A 14,898-nucleotide genomic window follows, 5' to 3' on the forward strand; every position below is an offset into this window, starting at 1 on the left:
CGGAGGTGGCGCAGCACCGAGAGCACGACTACCCGTGTGCACCTCGGTCACCGAATGTTCACTTGACGGCTGGATAGAGAAGTATCAATATAGACGGATGTCGATCCAAGACCATCCGATCCCCACCAGCGCGTCCGGTGAGTGCTGCTCACCCCTCACCCGCGAGGCATTGACCGCCGATTGGGCCGGTGACCTCGCCCGCATGTTCAAGGCCCTCGGAGACCCGGTCCGCCTGCGCCTGTTGAGCATGGTCGCCAGCCACGACGGCGGTGAAGCCTGCGTCTGCGACATCCTCCCCGCATTCGAACTTTCTCAGCCCACCATCTCCCATCACCTGAAGGTGCTGCGCGAAGCGGGACTCTTGGACTGCGAACGCCGCGGAACGTGGGTCTACTACTGGGTGATACCTACTGCACTGCAACAGCTCTCGTCAGTCCTGAGTGCCGCCGACCCCAGTTACGACGATGCGACGCTGGTGACCGCATGAGCACCACGACCGACACCGACGGAGCCGTCGTCGGCAAGCTCTCCACCCTCGACCGCTACCTCCCGGTGTGGATCGGCGTGGCCATGGTCATCGGCCTGCTGCTCGGGCGGCTGATTCCCGGGATGAACGACGCCCTCTCCGCGATCTCGGTGGACGGTGTCTCGCTGCCGATCGCCATCGGACTGCTGATCATGATGTATCCGGTGCTGGCGAAGGTGCGCTACGACCGCCTGGACAGGGTCACCGGCGACAAGCGCCTGCTGATCGGGTCCCTGGTTCTGAACTGGATCCTCGGCCCCGCGCTGATGTTCGCCCTCGCCTGGCTGTTCCTACCCGATCTTCCCGAGTACCGCACCGGTCTCATCATTGTCGGCCTGGCTCGATGCATCGCCATGGTCATCATCTGGAACGACCTCGCCTGCGGTGACCGCGAAGCCGCCGCCGTGCTGGTGGCAATCAACTCGGTGTTCCAGGTCTTCATGTTCGCGGTCCTCGGCTGGTTCTACCTCTCTGTCCTGCCGGGGTGGCTGGGCCTGGACCAGACCACCATCGAAGCCTCGCCGTGGCAGATCGCGAAGTCGGTGCTGATATTCCTCGGCATCCCACTCGTCGCCGGGTTCGCTTCCCGCTTCTTCGGCGAGCGTGCCAAAGGCCGCGAGTGGTACGAGAGCAAGTTCATTCCCCGTATCGCACCGTGGGCGCTGTACGGCCTGCTGTTCACGATCGTCATTCTCTTTGCGCTGCAGGGTGATCGGATCACGTCACAGCCATTGGACGTGGTTCGGATCGCGTTGCCGCTCCTGGTGTATTTCGCGGTCATGTGGGGCGGCGGGTACGCCCTCGGCGCCGCGATGGGACTCGGCTACGAGCGCACCACCACCCTGGCCTTCACAGCTGCGGGCAACAACTTCGAACTCGCGATCGCCGTGGCGATCGCGACGTACGGGGCCACGTCCGGACAGGCGCTCGCCGGCGTCGTCGGCCCGCTGATCGAAGTTCCCGTGCTCGTCGGCCTCGTCTATGTCTCACTCGCTCTACGCAAGCGCTTCACCCCCAGCCCGTCCGCGACCACAGTGACAAAGGAGTCCTGATGTCCGAGCACCGCGCACAACCCGAATTGCTCATGCCCCAAGCCGTTCTGAGCCGCACCGCGGAGGAACTGTCGGCGAAATACACCGGCGTGTTCTCCCCGCAGACCGTCGAACGGTACGTCTTCGAGTCCTACACGGCCTTGCGCCGCACCGCGAAGATTCACACACACCTGACCTCCCTGGCCGGCCGTTTTGCGGCCGACCGCCTCACCGCGTTGGCGCAATCACAGGGCGCTGCACCGAAAGACGTCCCGGAGGTGCTGTTCATCTGCGTCCACAACGCCGGCCGCTCCCAGATGGCGGCTGCGCTGCTCGCACACCACGGCGGACGGCGGGTGCACGTCCGCTCCGCCGGATCGGCACCCACGCACGAGATCAACCCCACCGTGATCGAGGCGATGACCGAGATGGGCATCGACCTCGGCGCCGAGTTCCCCAAGCCGCTCACCGACGACGTCGTCGCAGCCGCCGACGTGGTGGTGTCGATGGGGTGCGGCGACGCATGTGCCGTCTACCCCGGAAAGCGCTACCTCGACTGGGAACTCGACGATCCCGACGGCCAAACGCTGGACGAGGTGCGCCGCATCCGCGACGACCTCGACACGCGCGTGCGCCAGCTGCTTACCGAGCTGACGACGCCCGTTCCCGCCTGACACCCACACCGAGACCGACGAGAGGGTTCTTCTATGTCCGACACACCCAGTGTGCTGTTCGTTTGTGTCCACAACGCCGGCCGATCCCAGATGGCCGCCGGTTTCCTGGCCCACCTCGCCGGTGACGCCGTCGAAGTACGGTCCGCTGGGAGCGCTCCCGCCGACACCGTCAACGCTGCCGCAGTCGCCGCTATGGCCGAGATGGGTATCGACATCTCCGCACAGACCCCGAAGATATTGACCCCGGACGCCGTCGAAACCTCCGACGTCGTCATCACCATGGGATGTGGTGACGCGTGCCCAGTCTTTCCCGGCGTGAGCTACCGCGACTGGGCGTTGCCCGACCCCGCGGGCAAAGGCATCGATGCCGTCCGCCCCATCCGTGACCGCATCGAAGAACTAGTCCGTGACCTGATCGCCGAACTCGTTCCTTCCCGGTCCGGGTCGATCCGATGAGCACTCCCAGCGTCCTGTTCGTCTGCGTCAAGAACGGCGGCAAATCGCAGATGGCCGCCGGGCTTATGCGCGCAGCTGCAGGTGGCACGGTCGAGGTGCACTCCGCCGGCACGAAACCCGGTAGCAGCGTGAACACGCTGTCCGCGGAATCGTTGCTCGAGGTCGGAGTGGACCTGACCGGCCAGCAGCCGAAGCCGATCGACCCGGCACTGCTGGCGCGGATGGATTACGTCATCACCCTCGGCAGCGAAGCCGAGGTCGACGTCGTCGACGGCCCGATCTTCGAGAACTGGGACACCGACGAACCGTCGACACGCGGCATCGACGGTATCGAGCGCATGCGGCTGGTGCGCGACGACATCGCCGCCCGCGTCGACGACCTCACCTCGCGGCTCGGTGTCACTGCACAAGGGAACGCAACACGATGACCGGGCGCAGGATCGTCGCCATCGGGGGTAGCGACGCCGGGATCAGCGCCGCGCTACGCGCCCGCGAACTCGATCCCACCGCGGATGTCACTGTCGTCGTGGCCGACGCCTACCCCAACTTCTCCATCTGCGGCATCCCGTACTACGTCTCCGGCGAAGTCACGCACTGGACCAACCTCGCGCACCGCACCGCCGACGACCTCGCCGCCACCGGGATGACCGTCCTCACCGACACCCGCGCCACCGCCATCGACGCCCTAGGACATTCGCTAGCGGTCACGGACGCCGCCGGGCGTTCGCGGTCCCTGGATTACGACGCCCTCATCGTCGGGACCGGCGCGGTCAGCGCCCGACCCCCAATCGCCGGGCTCACCGGCCCGGACGCACTGGGACCGAAAGAGGGCGTACACCTGCTGCATTCGATGGGTGACACGTTCGAGGTCATGGACTCCATCCGCGCCCGCGACCCGCAAACCGCGATCATCATCGGAGCCGGATACATCGGCCTCGAGATGGCCGAAGGGTTGACCACCCGCGGCGTCGCGGTCACCCAGATCGAATCCCTTCCCGAAGTGCTCCCCACCGTCGACCCGGAGCTCGGCGCGTTGGTTCACGACGAGCTCGAACGGCACGGTGTCGAGGTCATCACCGCCGCCACGGTCTCCGCCATCACCGACACCGACGGTGCACTCACCGTCGCGGCCGCCCGCTCCACTGGTCAGACCTTCACTCGCACGGTCGATCTCGTCCTCGTCGTGGTCGGGGTGCGGCCCGACACCGCACTCGCCGCTGACGCCGGCGCGCAGCTCGGGGTCAAGGGTGCGATCGTGGTCGACGAGGGGATGCGCACCAACCTGCCCGATGTGTTCGCGGCCGGGGACTGCGTCGTCACCCACCACCGCCTGCTCGGCACGACCTGGCTGCCGCTGGGCACGACTGCTCACAAGCAGGGACGCGTCGCGGGCGAGAACGCCCTCGGCGGCGACGCTGCCTTCGCGGGGAGCCTGGGCACCCAGGTGGTCAAGGTGTTCGACCTGGTCGCTGCCCGCACCGGTCTGCGCGAACACGAAGCGGTCGGTGCGGGCTTTTCGCCGGTGTCGACGATGTCGACACCGGACGATCACAAGGCGTACTACCCGGGTGCGACACCGATCTCGATCCGCATCACCGGTGACGCCGACACCGGGCGTCTGCTCGGAGCGCAGCTCGTCGGACGCCGTAGCGCGGAGATCTCGAAACGAGTCGACACCTACGCCGCCGCGCTGTTCCATCGGATGACCGTCGAGGGCGTGAGCGAGTTCGACCTGTCCTACACCCCGCCTCTCGGATCACCCTGGGACGCAGTGCAGATGGCGACACAAGCATGGGTTCGCGAGCACCGGCTCACCGCCGAACGCGACGCTCTGAAATCTCAGCTCCACCGAGGAAAGGTTGACATCTCATGACCGATTACCCCGTCGTCGTGGTCGGCGCAGGACCCATCGGGCTCGCCGCCGCCGCGCACCTCACCGAAACCGGCTCCGCCGTCGTCGTGCTCGAGCGCGGCACGTCCGCAGGAGCGGCGGTGTCGCAGTGGAACCACGTGCGCCTGTTCTCCCCGTGGTCCGAAGTCGTAGACCCCGCCGCCGCTCGACTCCTCGAGCCCACCGGATGGATCGCACCGGACGGTGACACCTACGCCACCGGCCAGGAGTGGGTCGAGCAGTACCTCGCCCCGCTCGCCGCCGTCCTCGGCGATACGGTCCGAGCGGACTGCGAGGTCGTCGGCGTCGCACGTCGTGGCCGCGACCGCGTCGTCGACGCCGGACGCGACACCGAACCACTGTCGGTGCACGTCCGCCACAGCGACGGCACCGAGGAACGCATCCTCGCCCGCGCCGTTGTCGACGCCTCCGGAACATGGGGATCGCCGAACCCGCTGGGCAGCGAGGGGCTTGCGGCCATCGGCGAACGCGCCGCAGCAGACAAGATCGTCTACCGCGTCCCTGATCTCCTCGATCCGGCTGTGCTGCCCGACTACGCGGGCAAGCACATCGTCATCGCCGGTAGCGGACACTCCGCACTGACCGCGATCATCGGATTCGCCGAACTCGCTGCCAGACACCCCGGAACCAAGCTGACCTGGGCGGTGCGGCGCGGAGTCACCGCGGAGGTGTTCGGCGGCGGCGAGGCGGACGAGCTCGCTGCCCGCGGCGCACTGGGCCTGCGAGCGAAGAAGGCCGTCGACGACGGATACCTGACCGTGGTGTCCGGATTCCGCACCGAAGAGGTCGCGCCACAGGGTGACCAGGTCACCCTCATCGGTGACAGCGGCGCACGGATCGAGGACGTCGACCGTGTCCTGGCGCTGACCGGGTTCCGGCCGGACCTGTCATGGCTGTCCGAGGTGCGCCTGGACCTCGACCCCACCCTGCAGGCCCCGAGATTCGTCGCGGAACTGGTAGATCCGAACATGCACTCGTGCGGATCGGTGTCCCCGCACGGCGTCGAGGAGCTCACTCAGCCCGAGCCGGGTCTGTATCTGGTGGGGATGAAGAGCTACGGCCGCGCACCCACGTTCCTCGCAATGACCGGGTACGAGCAGGTCCGCAGCATCGCCGCCGAGCTCGCCGGTGATCACGACGGTGCCCGGAAAGTGGAACTGACGCTGCCCGATACGGGTGTGTGCGGCGGCGCGGGATTGTTCGACGACCCCGAAGCACCCTCGACCGGTGGGTGCTGCGGAGTCCCGGCGGCCCCGGAGTTGATCACTCTCGGCGCACCGATGCGTGACTGACACGACCGCCGACACGTCGCCGACCGAGGCTCAGCACCTCGGTCGGCGACGGGTGCTCGGCGCGTTGTGCGTCACCGAGATCACCAGCTGGGGCATCCTGTATTACGCCTTTCCCGTTCTCGCACCGTCGATCTCGGCGGATACCGGATGGTCGACGACATCGATCGTCGCGGCGTTCACCGTCGGCCAACTCGTCGCGGCACTGGTCGGAATCCCTGTCGGACGTGTTCTGGACCGCCACGGCCCGCGATGGGTGATGACGACTGGCTCGATCATCGCCGTCCCTGCGGTCGTCGTCATCGCCACGGCACCGTCGCTGCCGGTGTTCTACATCGGGTGGGTGGTTGCCGGCGTCGCGATGGGCGCAGTGCTCTACCCACCGGCGTTCGCCGCCCTGACCCGATGGTGGGGAGGTGATCGAGTGCGGGCCCTGATGATCCTCACTCTCGCCGCCGGCCTCGCCAGCACTGTGTTCGCGCCGGTGACGGCCGCATTGATGGGCCGGTTCGACTGGCGCAGCACCTATGTGGTGCTCGCCGCCTTCCTGCTCGTTGTCACGGTTCCCTCGCACGCATTCGGCCTACGCGGATCGTGGCCACCTGCCCACCCCGGCGTCCATGCAGCGCCGCCGGAGTCGAGGTCCGCGATCAGCCGCAGCCGCCCCTTCCTCGTCCTCACCGCATCACTGGCCGTGGCGGCGTTCGCATCGTTCGCCGCGGTGTTCAACCTCGTCCCGCTGCTCCTCGAGCGCGGCGTCGACGCCACCCTCGCCGCTACGACCCTCGGCCTCGGCGGCGCCGGTCAGGTTCTCGGTCGGCTCGGTTACCTGCCGCTGCAACGCCTCACCGGCACACGGGGGCGCACCGCCTCTGTCATCGCCGCTACCGCCCTGACCACCGCACTGCTCGGGCTCGCCACCAGCACACTCGCCCTCGTCTTCCTCGCCGTCGGGGCCGGATTGGCGCGGGGCATCTTCACCCTCGTGCAGGCAACCGCGATCACCGACCGCTGGGGTCCGGTTCATTACGGGCACCTCGGCGGAATCATGAACGCCCCCATCGTGATCACGATGGCGTTCGGCCCGTGGGGCGGCGCGGTGTTGGCCGAGTGGACCGGAAGCTACGCCCACGCCTTTCTCGTTCTCGGTGTGATCGCCGGATCCGCTGCTGGCCTCGCGGCGTTCAGCATGCCGGGAGTGCGGTCAGGCCGCTTCAGCGTGCGGGGGCGCTCCTGACCGGTCGTCGTACGTCGTTCCGTCTCTGAGCATGGCCCACAGTACGTTCGAGCGCCTGCGCGCGAGAGCCAGCACCGCCTGCGTGTGGCGTTTGCCTTCGGCTCGTTTGCGGTCGTAGAAGACTTTCGACGCCGGACAGGATCGGACACTCAGTTGCGCCGACAGGTACGCCACCCGCAGCAGCCTTCGGTCGTATCGGCGTGGCCGGCGCAGGTTGCCGCTGACCCGTCCCGAGTCCCGTGGCGCGGGCGCGAGTCCGGCGACCGCCGCGAGGCGGTCTGCAGTGCCGAACGCTGTCACATCGCCGCCGGTGGCTGCGAGGAATTCTGCGCCGAGTAGCGGACCCATCCCGGGCATCGATTCGATGACGGTGGCGCTGCGATGACGCCGAAACGTCTCCTCGATCTGTTTGTCCAGTTCGGCCAGCCGACGGTTGAGGTCCAGCACGGAGTGAGCGAGCGTTTCGACAACCGCTGCGGTGACACACTGGCCCGCCACCCGCACCACTTGTGACAGTGCGGCCTCGGTGGCACGCCTGGCAAGTTCAGTGGCGTTGTATGCCTTGCGGTTTCGTAGCCACGCTTCCAATGCTGGGGCCCCGAGCGAACGGATGCCCTCCGGTGTCTGGAACCCCGTCAGCAGTATCAGTGCGCCCTTTACGTTGCTCAGATCGAGAGCACGTTCGAGGGCAGGGAAGTAAGTGCTGAGAAGAGCTCTGAGTCGGTTGATCGTGCGCGTGCGATCGCGCATCAGATCAGTTCTGTGTGAGGTCAGAAGGGCCAGCTCGACACTGATTTCGTCGTCGGCCCGCATCGGGAGCAGGTCTCGGCGCATCCGGGCCTGGTCCGCGATGATCGCCGCGTCCTTGGCATCGGTCTTGCCGTCACCTCGGTATCCCGCAGCAGCGTGATGAACGATCCGGCCCGGAATATAGAGCAGAGATTGACCTCCCACGCGGAGCAACGCAATCAGAAGTGCCGCGCCTCCGCTGTTCAAGTCCACAGCCCAGGTGATGGGCCCACCGGCGGCCAGCGTCACGACATCGTCGATGAGGTCGGTCAATTCGGGTTGCCCGTTCACCACGCGCCGTGACAACAGTGTTCGTCCCTCATGATCGATCGCCACGGCATGGTGATGCGTCTTGCCCGCATCGATACCCACCCACACGTCTTGCACAGCGTTCCCCCTCGATCGTCGGTCACATATGGAGTACCTGGTGGACGACATCCCCGTCGTGTCCTTAATCAGCGATCGCGTCGCATCTCTCAATGAGCGGTCGAGTCGTCGAGAACGCCGGGCGGCCATTCCCTTCCGGCCATCCGAACAGCGAAAAAAAGATAGCCATACCCGGCGTCCCCAGGCACCCAGAACCTACGTCCACGGCCCGGTGATGCCCGGCAATGACGTTAAGGAAAACAAGAATTCTTTTCACAGGACGGAGCGCAGCGGAGTTCGATTCGGTGGACGCCCGCAGGGTGGCCCGGACCTGCTCGCAGCGCTCCTTCTCGGTGAGGCAATAGACAAGGCCCACACCCTGTGGGGGTACGGGCCTTGTCGGTCTGCGGCTGTGGCCGGCGTCAGGGTTGTTCGGCCGGTGGGGTGGTGGGGCGCCCTTCGGCGGCGTCGCGGATCCATTGGGGTACTTCGCGGCCGCTGCGTTCACGGAGTGCGATCGAGGCGCGGGCTGCTGCGGCAGCGACACTGCGCCGTTCGTTCGGGGTCCAGGTCTTGCGGGCTTCTGCGGTGGTCATCGTGGGTCCTCCTGCTCGTTCTGGTTGTCAGTGTCCTCGGTTTCGTCGGGTTCCGCCAGTGCGCGTCGGGCGGATCGGTCGGCGACGGCGACGAGGACGTCTTGTTCGGTGGTGGTGATGAGCGGTGAGTCGGTGACGGTGGCGTAGATGTCCCATCCGAGCTCGGCTTCGGCGGGGTCGGCGCTGGTGGTGCGTTCGAGGCACCATGTGATCCGTTGCCAGGCTTGGGCGCGTTTGTCGGCCACGGTGCGTTGGCGGACTGTCAGGGCGACGCCGACGACGGCGAGGACGCCGACGATCAGGGTGGCCCATGCTTGTGCGGGCATCAGGGGCGTTCCTTCCAGGTGGTGGGGTTGGTGCCCCGGTGCCGTCTGGCACCGGGGCGGGTGCTTTACCGGCGTGAGGTTCCGCGGACGATGTCGCCTTCGATGTAGGTGAACCCGTCTCCGCGGCCGTCACGGAGCGCGAAGTGGTAGTCCGCTTGGATCCACACGGTATCGAAGTGTCCGGCGTCGGTGAGCGTGCCGAGTAGGTCGCGGTCGGCACCGTTGGGGAAGAACGCCACTCCGGACGAGGGCGGGTAGTAGCGGCCCAGGGTGTCGATCAGGGATTCGACGCTTCGGCATTCGGCGGCCGCGTCGAGGGCCTTGTCGTAGGTGGTCCAGTAGTCGTCGATGTCGTTGGCGCTCATGGGTTGTGCTCCTTCGTCGGGTTGGATTCGGTGATCGAGGCCGGTTAGATCGTGCCGTTGCTGGCGTGCTGTTCGGCGAGTGTGGGGGTGTCGCGGCCGATGGCCCATGCGGCTTCCTCGTAGCCGGGAAGCATTGCGATGACGGCAGTTTCGAGGGCGGCGCAGAAGTGGTGCGCTTCGGTGTCGGTCCAGTTGTCGACTTCGCCTGCTTGGTAGCGGTAGCAGTTGATGGCTTTGAGGACTTCGACGGCTGTACGCCAGCCACGGGGCGGGGTGTGGGTGTAGATCTGGAGGTCGTCGTCGTTGTAGCGGTGGTTCACGCTGGCGGTGTTCTGGTCGAGGAGCATCTGCCCGATTGCGTCGACGCTGGCGCGGGTGAGGCTCCGTGTGCGGGTGTTCGGGCGGTTGATCGACCATCCTGCGCCGACGCCGTTTCCGGTGGTTGCATTGAGCGGGAGACCGCCGTCGGTGGGTGCCGGGATCTCCCACTGGAGTGGTTTGTGGTCGACGGCGAGTCCGGCGGTGAGCAGGACTGCGATGTGTTCGTTGCTGACGGTGAATGCGCTCATGGTGTGGGCCTCTCCCCTACTGGTGTGCCGACTGGACTTGCTGCTCTGCCAATTTCTTGTCGCTGTCATCTGGCGTGAGGAGAGACAGCAGCGCACGGGGACGACGGGGCAACGCCGCGGCTGGACAGTTTTCGTGGGAGCGCAGCGACTGCTCTACGAAAAGTGTTCGGAGCCTTGGCCGTAGCGCAGCGGAGCGAGGGGTTGAGGCGGCGGGCACGGGTGATGCAGTATCGCCGGGAGCCAGATGTGCGACAAGAAATTCGATGTCTTTTCACGGTGCGGAGCGCAGCGGAGCTCGGTTCGGGGGACGCCCGCAGGGTGGCCGGCACCGTGGACAGGCGGAATGCGAGACCGCTCGTCGACGCCGGCGGCTGGGCCACCTCCCGGCCGTGGAGCTCGCAGCGTGATTGTGCGGGAGCGACGGGTGTTGACCACGCTCGGTGACGCGGTAGCTCTCAGGCCTGGTCGGTAATCGTGAATTTGTGTCTGGGAGCGCAGAAGTCAGTTCGGGAGTATTGTTCGGAGTGGTCCTTTTCGACGGGAAGAGGCGACGGAACCAACTGGAGGTAGAAGATGCTCAGTCGTAATGCGCAGGAGATGGCCGCGGAGATCGCTGGTCACGATTGGTCTGATGCGCCGTATCGTCTCGATCGTGCTGGTCACGATCGGAATTCGGATACCAAGCGGACCGATGACGCTCTATCGAGCGATGAGACCGATCGTGTGCGGTGGAACGTGGTGATGGTGACTGCGCAGGTCTTGCTTTTCCAGGATCCTGACATGGATATTGTCGAGTACGCGATGGCGTGTGGGTTGCCGCGTAGGTTGACGCACAGGTCCAACGGCAAGCCCAACGGTGGTTTGACGATGGGGTTGCGGTTGACCTAGCCGTTGACCAATCGGGTTGTGTGACAGTGGGACTCGGGTGTTGAGTGAGTCCCACTGCCGTTGGTCCAGCCCCCGTCCGATCGGAGATGAATTACCGGCGGTTCGACGGCCTCAGGTCGCGGGCATCCGAGCTTTGATGTCGTCGAGGTTTTGGTTTAATTCGCCGAGTTCTTTCCGCACTTGTGCAGTGAGTCCGTCGACCGCGTCCGTAGCCCCGTTCATTTTTTCATGGAAGGCGGTGAGTACGTCTTCCGCTACGGCGAAGGCGGTGGCGGAGTTCTGGAGGGTGGCGAACACTTGTGCCTGCGCGGTGAGGTACGCCGCCCGTTCTTCGTTGCCGTTCTGGTCGGCTTCGTCGGCCTGCCGAAGCAGTTCGAGCGCCTTGTTGTGAAATTCTGTGTCTACCATCAGTGTTCGCCAATCTGTTTGTCATGAGCTGCTTTTCGTTCGTCCCGGATCGTTGCTACGCGATGATTCGGTTCGCTTCTCGACCGTACCTGCCAGGGCGGTCACGGCAGTGGATCCCACAATGGAGTGATTAGATTCAGGTTGGTATCACTCCAAAGTAAGGCTGGTGGCGGCAATGCAGTTTCCGATCTACCTGACATTCAAGCAATTTACGGACAATGCTCCCGCTGAGAGACGTGCCCAGCCTTGGCAGGTTTCGTGGAACGACTACCTGGCGTGGACAGAATTGTTTTCGCACCGCACATTCGAGATGGCCCGCGAGCAGATCCCGGCGGGTGCACCGGCGGAAGGCGTCGATGGTTTCGCACGCACGGTCATCACAGAGGGAATCATGCGAGCGCACTTCGGGGACGATTGGTTCGACTCGGTGTACAACGAGGAGAAGAGTTCACGCACCACCAAGGCGTTCTTCTACCCGAATGCGGCGTACGAGGAGCTGGCGGAACTAACGCATCACCGTAAGGAGGAGCTGGCGCGGCGGGTTCATCAGCTTCAATACGCTGACTGGTTCGATCTGGTTGTGGCCAAGGTTGCCAGTGGTGACGCACTCTCCGGCGTCGCTTTCGAGCTCGACGCCGCCCTGTACCTGATGAACCTCCCCATGAACGTCGAGCAGAAGCCTGCCTCCGGGGAGCGGGAGGGAAAGGGCTCGGATTCCGGACGGTCGTATGACCTGCGGTTCTGGGTCAGCGATCCGCCGAAGGCGGTCGAGGTCAAAGCGAAGCGCGATGACACGCCATTTACAAAGAAGACAATTGATAGCTCAATTAAGGACGCCTCCGAGCAGATTCCCGAAGGCGAATCGGGTTTTGTGTTTCTTCGGCTACCACCAGCTTGGGTTGGACAGGGTTTCGAAGACACATATGCGGACTATCTGGGCGCGGCGCTGCGACCGCGCGCAGAAAAATCGACTAGAAGCAGGGTTTCAGTGGTGTTCTCCGCAGTAGACAAGATATCCACGTCGCCCGGTGGCCGAAAGGTGGTTACGAGGGTGTGGCAGCCGTTCAAATCCGAGTGGTGTCCGCAGGACGACTGGAAGCTCGCGATGGACCTGAAGCAGTTCCAGGAGGCTGGGCTCACTGCAATGGCACCACCAGACCCGTTCTAGATTGCCAGCTACCAGGTGGTTGCGCCACGCCGCAAGCGATCACTGTCGCTCTAAGGCGAGAAGTGACGGTAGAGGGTGCGTTTACTGACTCCGAGTACTTCTGCAATATCTCCGATAGTGTTGCCCTGGTTGCGCATTCGGGTTGCCTCCCGCTTCTTAGTGACCGTAAGTGCGGGTGGGCGTCCGCCGACCTTTCCTCGCTCCCGAGCTGCGGCGAGGCCTGCATGTGTGCGTTCTCGCAGTAGTTGACGCTCGAAGCTGGCGAGTGCGCCGAAGATGTGGAAGACGAGTTCCCCGCCTGCGGTGGTGGTGTCGATCTGTTCGGTGACCGACGCGAAGGCCACTCCCCTAGCTTTCAGGTCTGCGATGAGCTCGATGAGGTGCGGGAGATTGCGGCCGAGTCGATCGAGCCGCCACACGGTAAGGGTGTCACCGGGTAAGAGGATCTCGAGCAGTTCGGTGAGTGCCGGCCGGATGGTCGTGGATCCGCTGACGGTGTCGGTGAAGATGCGTTCGCAGCCGAAAGCGCTCAGAGCGTCGCTCTGCAGGTCGAGGTTCTGTTCGGCGGTCGAGACCCTGGCGTATCCGTATTTGTGGCCCACTGTCAGTTTCAGAAGACGACTGCATTGTTTCAGAAGTGGACTGCACTACCCGCCTTTCAAACGATCGCGAGCGCGTCTCGTTCTACCCGTGCGAGGGTGAAGTTGTCGTGCAGGGCGGGACCGTACTCTCGGGCACCCGACGACCATCGGACGCGTTTCGGGCCGGCAGGCCTGCGGCACCGACAGTCAGATCACGGTCAGATAGATCAATGCGACCCTGAAAATAGTTCGGGCACCCGAACTTCGCAAACGGGGGTTGGCGACACTCCACACTTACCTCAGATAGGCAACACGACGGCAGTGACGAATTCGTTGCGTATCTAGGCGATGAACAGCCCCCATGCGCCTGTCAGGAGCGCGACGCCGACGGCGATCATGATGATGCCGCCCGCTGTCTTGATCTTCTGGGAGTTCCTCCGAAGCCACCCGACGCTGCGCATCGCCGAACTCGAGCCGAACGCAAGGACGACGAACGGCAGGCCCAGTCCCAGACAGTAGGCGACGATGAGAGTGACCCCGCGCGCTGCGGTTGCACCTTCGGTGCCTGCCGCAACGGAGATCACTCCTGCCAGAGTCGGACCCAAACATGGTGTCCAACCGAGAGCGAACACACCACCGAGTAGCGGTGCGCCCGCGAGCGAGGAGATCTGTTGGGGTGCGAATCGGGTGTCGCGTTGAAGGGTGGGAATCAACCCGATGAAGGCCGCACCCATGATGATGGTGATGACGCCGCCGATGCGTTGGAGTACTTGCTCGTTGATGCGCAGTGTGCCGATGACTCCGAAGATCGAGGCTGTGGCGAGGACGAAGACGATCGTGAATCCGGCGACGAACAACGACGCGGCGCCGGCCACACGCCACCGGCGTGCCAGCGGCGCCGAGGGCGCTGTGCTGTTCGGGGTTTCGAGCGATCGGGCATCGGCACCGGCGATGCCCGCCAGGTAGGACAGGTAACCCGGAACCAGCGGCACGACGCATGGGGAAGCGAACGAGACCAGTCCGGCGAGCATGCATGCACCGATCGCCAGCACCAAAGGGCCGCTCGATGCGGCGTTCTGAAATGTCGACCCGATGTCTTGGGCGAGAAGGGTCATTCGGCCGCTATCCGTTCGACGACGGGAAGGAGGTCTTCGGTGAGCAGGGCGCGCATGAAGACCGCCGCCACTCGATGCTGGCGATCGAGTACCAGCGTCGAGGGAATCACGCTGGTCGGGTAATTCCCGCCGAGTGCGATCAGCGTCCGCATCGAGGGGTCGTAGATCGAGGGGTAGGAGACGTTGTTGTCGACGACGAAGTCCTGCGCCTTGTCCTTCTGCGGATCTCGAACATTGATGCCGAGGAACTGCACACCGCGCTGGCGGGTGGATTCGTAGACCTCTTCGAGGTCGTCGGCTTCGCCGCGGCAGGGGCCACACCATTGACCCCAGAGATTGATCACCACTACCTCACCGTCGTAGTCCGACAGAGCGGTGTTTCTGCCCTCCTCCATCAGGTCGGGACCTGCGAGTTCGCCGATGATTCCCCGTGTTTCGGGCGGATCGTAAAAAATGTCGGTTTGGCCACCGGGTGCTACGAAGTCGAAGCTACCGCCGGTCGAGGCGGCGTCGGCACCGACGGAGCATCCGGAGCTCACCACTACGATGGCAAGGATCGATGCTAGTGCCGCGGCAGGCATCGAGACCTGGTGGCGTGTACG

Annotated in this window: 18 protein-coding genes; 9 read left to right on the plus strand and 9 right to left on the minus strand. The window is 64.9% G+C overall.

Annotated features, from left to right (window positions below; genetic code table 11):
• Nucleotides 1–97: 97 nt before the first annotated feature.
• Genes ACOQFP_RS24195 through ACOQFP_RS24230 form a run of 8 tightly spaced genes read left to right on the plus strand, consistent with a single transcriptional unit; the run spans nucleotide 98 to nucleotide 7,125 of the window.
• On the plus strand, nucleotides 98–487 hold the full coding sequence (locus tag ACOQFP_RS24195) for an ArsR/SmtB family transcription factor (RefSeq protein WP_037154287.1): 390 nt from the start codon (nucleotides 98–100) through the stop codon (nucleotides 485–487).
• Nucleotides 484–1,578, plus strand: coding sequence for an ACR3 family arsenite efflux transporter (gene arsB / locus ACOQFP_RS24200; RefSeq protein ID WP_037154290.1), 1,095 nt, complete (start codon nucleotides 484–486; stop codon nucleotides 1,576–1,578). The genes ACOQFP_RS24195 and arsB overlap by 4 nt, the downstream gene beginning before the upstream one ends.
• A complete protein-coding gene (locus tag ACOQFP_RS24205; RefSeq protein ID WP_037154293.1) occupies nucleotides 1,578–2,231 on the plus strand; it encodes an arsenate reductase ArsC in 654 nt (217 codons plus the stop codon). The genes arsB and ACOQFP_RS24205 overlap by 1 nt, the downstream gene beginning before the upstream one ends.
• A 33-nt stretch (nucleotides 2,232–2,264) precedes the next feature.
• Nucleotides 2,265–2,687: an arsenate reductase ArsC gene (locus ACOQFP_RS24210; protein ID WP_037154295.1), complete on the plus strand. Its 423-nt coding sequence runs from the start codon at nucleotides 2,265–2,267 to the stop codon at nucleotides 2,685–2,687.
• On the plus strand, nucleotides 2,684–3,115 hold the full coding sequence (locus ACOQFP_RS24215; protein ID WP_037154297.1) for a low molecular weight phosphatase family protein: 432 nt from the start codon (nucleotides 2,684–2,686) through the stop codon (nucleotides 3,113–3,115). Before ACOQFP_RS24210 ends, ACOQFP_RS24215 begins: the two co-directional genes overlap by 4 nt.
• Complete coding sequence (locus ACOQFP_RS24220) at nucleotides 3,112–4,560, plus strand: FAD-dependent oxidoreductase (RefSeq protein ID WP_052058725.1); 1,449 nt, start codon at nucleotides 3,112–3,114, stop codon at nucleotides 4,558–4,560. Before ACOQFP_RS24215 ends, ACOQFP_RS24220 begins: the two co-directional genes overlap by 4 nt.
• Nucleotides 4,557–5,891, plus strand: coding sequence for an NAD(P)-binding domain-containing protein (locus ACOQFP_RS24225; RefSeq protein ID WP_037154299.1), 1,335 nt, complete (start codon nucleotides 4,557–4,559; stop codon nucleotides 5,889–5,891). The genes ACOQFP_RS24220 and ACOQFP_RS24225 overlap by 4 nt, the downstream gene beginning before the upstream one ends.
• Nucleotides 5,884–7,125 (plus strand): MFS transporter, encoded by a 1,242-nt coding sequence (locus ACOQFP_RS24230; RefSeq protein ID WP_052058726.1) that lies wholly within the window; start codon nucleotides 5,884–5,886, stop codon nucleotides 7,123–7,125. Before ACOQFP_RS24225 ends, ACOQFP_RS24230 begins: the two co-directional genes overlap by 8 nt.
• On the opposite strand, the gene ACOQFP_RS24235 is transcribed toward ACOQFP_RS24230, so the two are convergent.
• From ACOQFP_RS24235 to ACOQFP_RS24260, 6 genes are all read right to left on the minus strand, one after another.
• Complete coding sequence (locus ACOQFP_RS24235) at nucleotides 7,093–8,352, minus strand: IS110 family transposase (RefSeq protein WP_052058727.1); 1,260 nt, start codon at nucleotides 8,350–8,352, stop codon at nucleotides 7,093–7,095. The two genes, ACOQFP_RS24230 and ACOQFP_RS24235, sit on opposite strands and share 33 nt — an antisense overlap.
• A gap of 350 nt (nucleotides 8,353–8,702) precedes the next feature.
• On the minus strand, nucleotides 8,703–8,876 hold the full coding sequence (locus tag ACOQFP_RS24240; RefSeq protein WP_155289420.1) for a hypothetical protein: 174 nt from the start codon (nucleotides 8,874–8,876) through the stop codon (nucleotides 8,703–8,705).
• Entirely contained in the window at nucleotides 8,873–9,202 is a 330-nt protein-coding gene (locus ACOQFP_RS24245) for a hypothetical protein (protein ID WP_032375191.1), read from the minus strand. Before ACOQFP_RS24245 ends, ACOQFP_RS24240 begins: the two co-directional genes overlap by 4 nt.
• Before the next feature lie 65 nt (nucleotides 9,203–9,267).
• Nucleotides 9,268–9,567, minus strand: coding sequence for a hypothetical protein (locus ACOQFP_RS24250; protein ID WP_421585773.1), 300 nt, complete (start codon nucleotides 9,565–9,567; stop codon nucleotides 9,268–9,270).
• A 44-nt stretch (nucleotides 9,568–9,611) separates the two neighbouring features.
• Nucleotides 9,612–10,136, minus strand: a complete 525-nt coding sequence (locus tag ACOQFP_RS24255) for a hypothetical protein (RefSeq protein ID WP_052058728.1) — start codon at nucleotides 10,134–10,136, stop codon at nucleotides 9,612–9,614.
• A 999-nt stretch (nucleotides 10,137–11,135) separates the two neighbouring features.
• The gene (locus tag ACOQFP_RS24260) at nucleotides 11,136–11,432 is read right to left on the minus strand and encodes a hypothetical protein (RefSeq protein ID WP_032382556.1); all 297 of its coding nucleotides are present in this window, start codon (nucleotides 11,430–11,432) and stop codon (nucleotides 11,136–11,138) included.
• Nucleotides 11,433–11,598: 166 nt separating this feature from the next.
• Between ACOQFP_RS24260 and ACOQFP_RS24265 the strand changes: the two genes are divergently transcribed.
• Nucleotides 11,599–12,600, plus strand: coding sequence for a hypothetical protein (locus ACOQFP_RS24265; RefSeq protein WP_141217246.1), 1,002 nt, complete (start codon nucleotides 11,599–11,601; stop codon nucleotides 12,598–12,600).
• A 50-nt stretch (nucleotides 12,601–12,650) separates the two neighbouring features.
• Here ACOQFP_RS24265 and ACOQFP_RS24270 read toward each other — a convergent pair whose 3' ends face one another.
• The 3 genes from ACOQFP_RS24270 to ACOQFP_RS24280 all read right to left on the minus strand — a co-directional run bounded on the left by ACOQFP_RS24270 (nucleotide 12,651) and on the right by ACOQFP_RS24280 (nucleotide 14,877).
• On the minus strand, nucleotides 12,651–13,202 hold the full coding sequence (locus ACOQFP_RS24270; RefSeq protein WP_032382617.1) for a recombinase family protein: 552 nt from the start codon (nucleotides 13,200–13,202) through the stop codon (nucleotides 12,651–12,653).
• A 320-nt stretch (nucleotides 13,203–13,522) separates the two neighbouring features.
• On the minus strand, nucleotides 13,523–14,296 hold the full coding sequence (locus ACOQFP_RS24275; RefSeq protein WP_421585774.1) for a cytochrome c biogenesis CcdA family protein: 774 nt from the start codon (nucleotides 14,294–14,296) through the stop codon (nucleotides 13,523–13,525).
• Nucleotides 14,293–14,877, minus strand: a complete 585-nt coding sequence (locus tag ACOQFP_RS24280) for a TlpA disulfide reductase family protein (protein WP_068049643.1) — start codon at nucleotides 14,875–14,877, stop codon at nucleotides 14,293–14,295. Before ACOQFP_RS24280 ends, ACOQFP_RS24275 begins: the two co-directional genes overlap by 4 nt.
• Between the last annotated feature and the right edge of the window lie 21 nt (nucleotides 14,878–14,898).

The sequence above is a fragment of the Rhodococcus sp. MALMAid1271 genome (assembly GCF_049195265.1).
Classification (GTDB): Bacteria; Actinomycetota; Actinomycetes; order Mycobacteriales; family Mycobacteriaceae; genus Rhodococcoides.

Coding starts and splice junctions, on each gene's coding strand:
- arsB (WP_037154290.1), top strand. CDS start 484: ATGAGCACCACGACCGACACCGACGGAGCCGTCGTCGGCAAGCTCTCC.
- ACOQFP_RS24250 (WP_421585773.1), bottom strand. CDS start 9,567: ATGAGCGCCAACGACATCGACGACTACTGGACCACCTACGACAAGGCC.
- ACOQFP_RS24220 (WP_052058725.1), top strand. CDS start 3,112: ATGACCGGGCGCAGGATCGTCGCCATCGGGGGTAGCGACGCCGGGATC.
- ACOQFP_RS24280 (WP_068049643.1), bottom strand. CDS start 14,877: ATGCCTGCCGCGGCACTAGCATCGATCCTTGCCATCGTAGTGGTGAGC.
- ACOQFP_RS24245 (WP_032375191.1), bottom strand. CDS start 9,202: ATGCCCGCACAAGCATGGGCCACCCTGATCGTCGGCGTCCTCGCCGTC.
- ACOQFP_RS24275 (WP_421585774.1), bottom strand. CDS start 14,296: ATGACCCTTCTCGCCCAAGACATCGGGTCGACATTTCAGAACGCCGCA.
- ACOQFP_RS24205 (WP_037154293.1), top strand. CDS start 1,578: ATGTCCGAGCACCGCGCACAACCCGAATTGCTCATGCCCCAAGCCGTT.
- ACOQFP_RS24225 (WP_037154299.1), top strand. CDS start 4,557: ATGACCGATTACCCCGTCGTCGTGGTCGGCGCAGGACCCATCGGGCTC.
- ACOQFP_RS24255 (WP_052058728.1), bottom strand. CDS start 10,136: ATGAGCGCATTCACCGTCAGCAACGAACACATCGCAGTCCTGCTCACC.
- ACOQFP_RS24240 (WP_155289420.1), bottom strand. CDS start 8,876: ATGACCACCGCAGAAGCCCGCAAGACCTGGACCCCGAACGAACGGCGC.
- ACOQFP_RS24195 (WP_037154287.1), top strand. CDS start 98: ATGTCGATCCAAGACCATCCGATCCCCACCAGCGCGTCCGGTGAGTGC.
- ACOQFP_RS24235 (WP_052058727.1), bottom strand. CDS start 8,352: ATGTCGTCCACCAGGTACTCCATATGTGACCGACGATCGAGGGGGAAC.
- ACOQFP_RS24260 (WP_032382556.1), bottom strand. CDS start 11,432: ATGGTAGACACAGAATTTCACAACAAGGCGCTCGAACTGCTTCGGCAG.
- ACOQFP_RS24210 (WP_037154295.1), top strand. CDS start 2,265: ATGTCCGACACACCCAGTGTGCTGTTCGTTTGTGTCCACAACGCCGGC.
- ACOQFP_RS24215 (WP_037154297.1), top strand. CDS start 2,684: ATGAGCACTCCCAGCGTCCTGTTCGTCTGCGTCAAGAACGGCGGCAAA.